We start from the raw sequence: 3382 nt of genomic DNA, 5'->3' as shown, positions 1-3382 counted from the left end.
TGTTAACATCTAAAATTTATATAGATAGTTAAATAATTTATCAGGAGGTGAAAGTATGCCAACTATAAGCCAATTAGTAAGAAAAGGCAGAAAAACAGTAGCATCAAAATCAACTGCACCAGCTCTTAAAGAGTGTCCACAAAAAAGAGGAGTTTGTACTGTAGTTAAAACAACTACTCCTAAGAAACCTAACTCAGCGTTAAGAAAAATTGCCAGAGTAAGATTAACTAATGGATACGAAGTAACAGCTTACATTCCTGGTGTAGGCCACAACTTACAAGAGCATAGTGTTGTTCTTATAAGAGGTGGAAGAGTTAAAGACCTTCCTGGTGTTAGATACCACATAGTAAGAGGAGCTTTAGACTCAGCTGGAGTAGCTAACAGAATGCAAGGAAGATCAAAGTACGGTGCTAAGAAACCAAAGCAAAAGAAATAATTATTGCTTAAACTTAGTTTGAGTGCTATGTCTTCAAGTTTAGATAAATAACTGTTCGAAGTTTAAATATAGATTATGAAGCAAGCACTTTACGACAATCGATTAAGTTGTGTCGAGTACCGATGAACTTAAACAAAAATTGTTAAGGAGGGAAGAAAAGTGCCAAGAAAAGGACATATTGCAAAAAGAGATGTATTACCAGATCCAGTGTACAATTCAAAAGTTGTTACTAAGTTAATAAATAACGTAATGGAAGATGGTAAAAAAGGAGTAGCACAAAAAATATGCTACGATGCTTTCCAAATAATAAATGAAAAAACTGGCAGAGATGCTATGGAAGTTTTTGAGGAAGCAATGAATAACATAATGCCTTTATTAGAGGTTAAAGCTAGAAGAATAGGTGGTGCTAACTACCAAGTTCCAATAGAAGTAAGACCTGAAAGAAGACAGACTTTAGGATTAAGATGGCTTCTTGCAGCTTCAAGAAAAAGAGGCGAGAAGTATATGAGAGAAAGATTAGCTGGAGAATTAATGGATGCAGCTAATAATACTGGAGCAGCTGTTAAGAAGAGAGAAGATACTCATAAAATGGCTGAAGCTAATAAAGCATTTGCTCATTACAGATATTAATAAAATGAAACTGTTTTGGCTAAAAGCCAAAACAGTTTTGTTGAATTTAAAAACACTATACGTTGAGAGGAGGAGTCATAATGGCTAGACAATATCCGTTAGAAAAATTCCGTAACTTCGGAATAATGGCACATATAGATGCTGGTAAAACAACTACTACTGAGCGTATTCTTTTCTATACAGGAAGAAACCACAAAATAGGGGAAACTCATGATGGAGCTTCAACTATGGACTGGATGGCTCAAGAGCAAGAGAGAGGTATAACAATAACTTCTGCTGCTACAACTTGTTTCTGGAAAGGTTATGAATTAAACATAATCGATACTCCAGGACACGTAGACTTTACAGTTGAGGTTGAGAGATCATTAAGAGTTCTTGATGGAGCTGTTACTGTTCTTGATGCTAAGAGTGGAGTTGAACCACAAACTGAAACTGTTTGGAGACAGGCAGATAAGTATGGCGTTCCAAGAATGATATACGTAAATAAAATGGATGCTACAGGAGCAGACTACTACAACTGTATAAATACAGTTAGAGAAAGATTACAAGCTAATGCTATTGCAATCCAAATTCCAATAGGTCAAGAAGATCAATTCCAAGGAATGGTTGATTTATTAACAAACAAAGCAATCATATTCAAAGATGACCTAGGAAAAGATATAGAAGTAACTGATATTCCAGATGAATTAGCTGATAAAGCAGAAGAATATAGAGCTGCTATGATTGAAGCTATAGCTGAAACTGATGAAGAGTTAATGATGAAATACTTAGAAGGTGAAGAGTTAACTCTTGAAGAATTAAAAGTTGCTTTAAGAAAAGCTACTATAAATAATGAAATAATTCCAGTTATCTGTGGATCATCATACAAAAATAAAGGTGTTCAACAAATGATTGATGGTGTTGTTGATTACTTACCATCACCATTAGACATACCTGCTGTTAAAGGTACTAACTTAGATGGAGAAGAAGAAACTAGAGAAGCTTCAGATAATGCTCCAATGTCAGCTTTAGCATTTAAAATAGCTACTGATCCATTTGTTGGAAGATTAGCATTCACAAGAGTTTACTCAGGAGTTTTAGAGAGCGGTTCATACGTATTAAACTCAACTAAGGGTAAAAAAGAAAGAATAGGAAGACTTGTTAAGATGCATGCTAATTCAAGAGAGGAAGTTGAATCATTAGAAGCAGCTGAATTAGGAGCTGTAATAGGTCTTAAGAATACAACTACTGGAGATACTTTATGTACAGAAGCAGCTCCAATAATACTTGAAAAAATGGAATTCCCAGAGCCAGTTATATCTATAGCTATCGAGCCAAAGACAAAAGCTGGTCAAGAAAAAATGGGTATAGCTTTATCAAAGCTTGCTGAAGAGGATCCAACTTTCAAAACTTGGACTGATCAAGAAACAGGTCAAACTATCATAGCTGGTATGGGTGAGCTTCATTTAGACATAATAGTTGATAGATTACAAAGAGAATTCAAGGTTGAGTGTAACGTAGGTGCTCCTCAAGTTGCTTATAAAGAAACTATTAAAAAGGCTGTTGAAGCAGAAGCTAAATTTGCTAGACAATCTGGTGGTAGAGGACAATACGGACACTGTAAGATAGAAATGATACCAACTGAAGGTGAGTATGAATTCGAAAATGCTATCGTTGGAGGAGCTATCCCAAGAGAATATATTCCAGCAGTAGATAACGGAATCAGAGAAGCATCAGAAAGTGGTATAATAGCTGGATATCCAGTTATAAACTTCAAAATAAGATTATTCGACGGATCATATCATGATGTCGATTCATCTGAAATGGCATTCAAAATAGCGGGATCTATGGCATTTAAAAACGCTATGGCTAAAGCTGATGCTGTATTACTTGAGCCTATAATGAAAGTTGAGATAACTGTACCAGAAGAGTACATGGGAGACGTTATAGGAGATGTTAACTCAAGAAGAGGTAGAATGGAAGGAATGGACTCAAGAAATGGTGCACAAATCATAAGAGCGTTCATACCGCTATCAGAAATGTTTGGATACGCAACTGCATTAAGATCAAGAACTCAAGGTAGGGGAACTTATGCAATGGAATTTGATCACTATGATGACGTTCCTAAGAGCATCCAAGAAGAAGTTGCAGGTAAAAAAAATAAATAATTAAAGAAGCTTTAAAAGCTTCTTTAATATATATGTATATAATATTTGAATTTTAAAGGAGGAATTTGCAATGTCAAAAGCAAAATTTGAAAGAAGCAAACCACACGTTAATATTGGAACAATCGGTCACGTAGACCACGGTAAAACAACTTTAACAGCAGCTATAACA

At 35.2% G+C, this 3382-nt stretch carries 4 protein-coding genes; all 4 read left to right on the top strand.

All coding sequences use genetic code 11. The annotated features are described in order from the left end of the window. Positions 1 to 55: 55 nt before the first annotated feature. Positions 56 to 436: a 30S ribosomal protein S12 gene (rpsL, locus tag Q1J60_RS06875; RefSeq protein ID WP_003452165.1), complete on the top strand. Its 381-nt coding sequence runs from the start codon at positions 56 to 58 to the stop codon at positions 434 to 436. A gap of 159 nt (positions 437 to 595) precedes the next feature. Continuing rightward, positions 596 to 1066: a 30S ribosomal protein S7 gene (rpsG, locus tag Q1J60_RS06870; RefSeq protein WP_003452182.1), complete on the top strand. Its 471-nt coding sequence runs from the start codon at positions 596 to 598 to the stop codon at positions 1064 to 1066. Positions 1067 to 1146: 80 nt separating this feature from the next. Further along, positions 1147 to 3213, top strand: a complete 2067-nt coding sequence (gene fusA, locus Q1J60_RS06865; RefSeq protein WP_300375185.1) for an elongation factor G — start codon at positions 1147 to 1149, stop codon at positions 3211 to 3213. A gap of 70 nt (positions 3214 to 3283) precedes the next feature. Further along, the coding region (locus tag Q1J60_RS06860; protein WP_278677752.1) for a GTP-binding protein at positions 3284 to 3382 on the top strand (99 nt) is incomplete at its 3' end.

The organism is Clostridium sp. (assembly GCF_029258205.1).
In the GTDB taxonomy this organism is placed as follows: Bacteria; Bacillota; Clostridia; order Clostridiales; family Clostridiaceae; genus Sarcina.
This window is presented reverse-complemented; position numbering and strand designations above follow the sequence as displayed.

Excerpts from the sequence above, each read along its gene's own strand:
- rpsL (WP_003452165.1), top strand. The coding sequence starts at position 56 with ATGCCAACTATAAGCCAATTAGTAAGAAAAGGCAGAAAAACAGTAGCA.
- fusA (WP_300375185.1), top strand. The coding sequence starts at position 1,147 with ATGGCTAGACAATATCCGTTAGAAAAATTCCGTAACTTCGGAATAATG.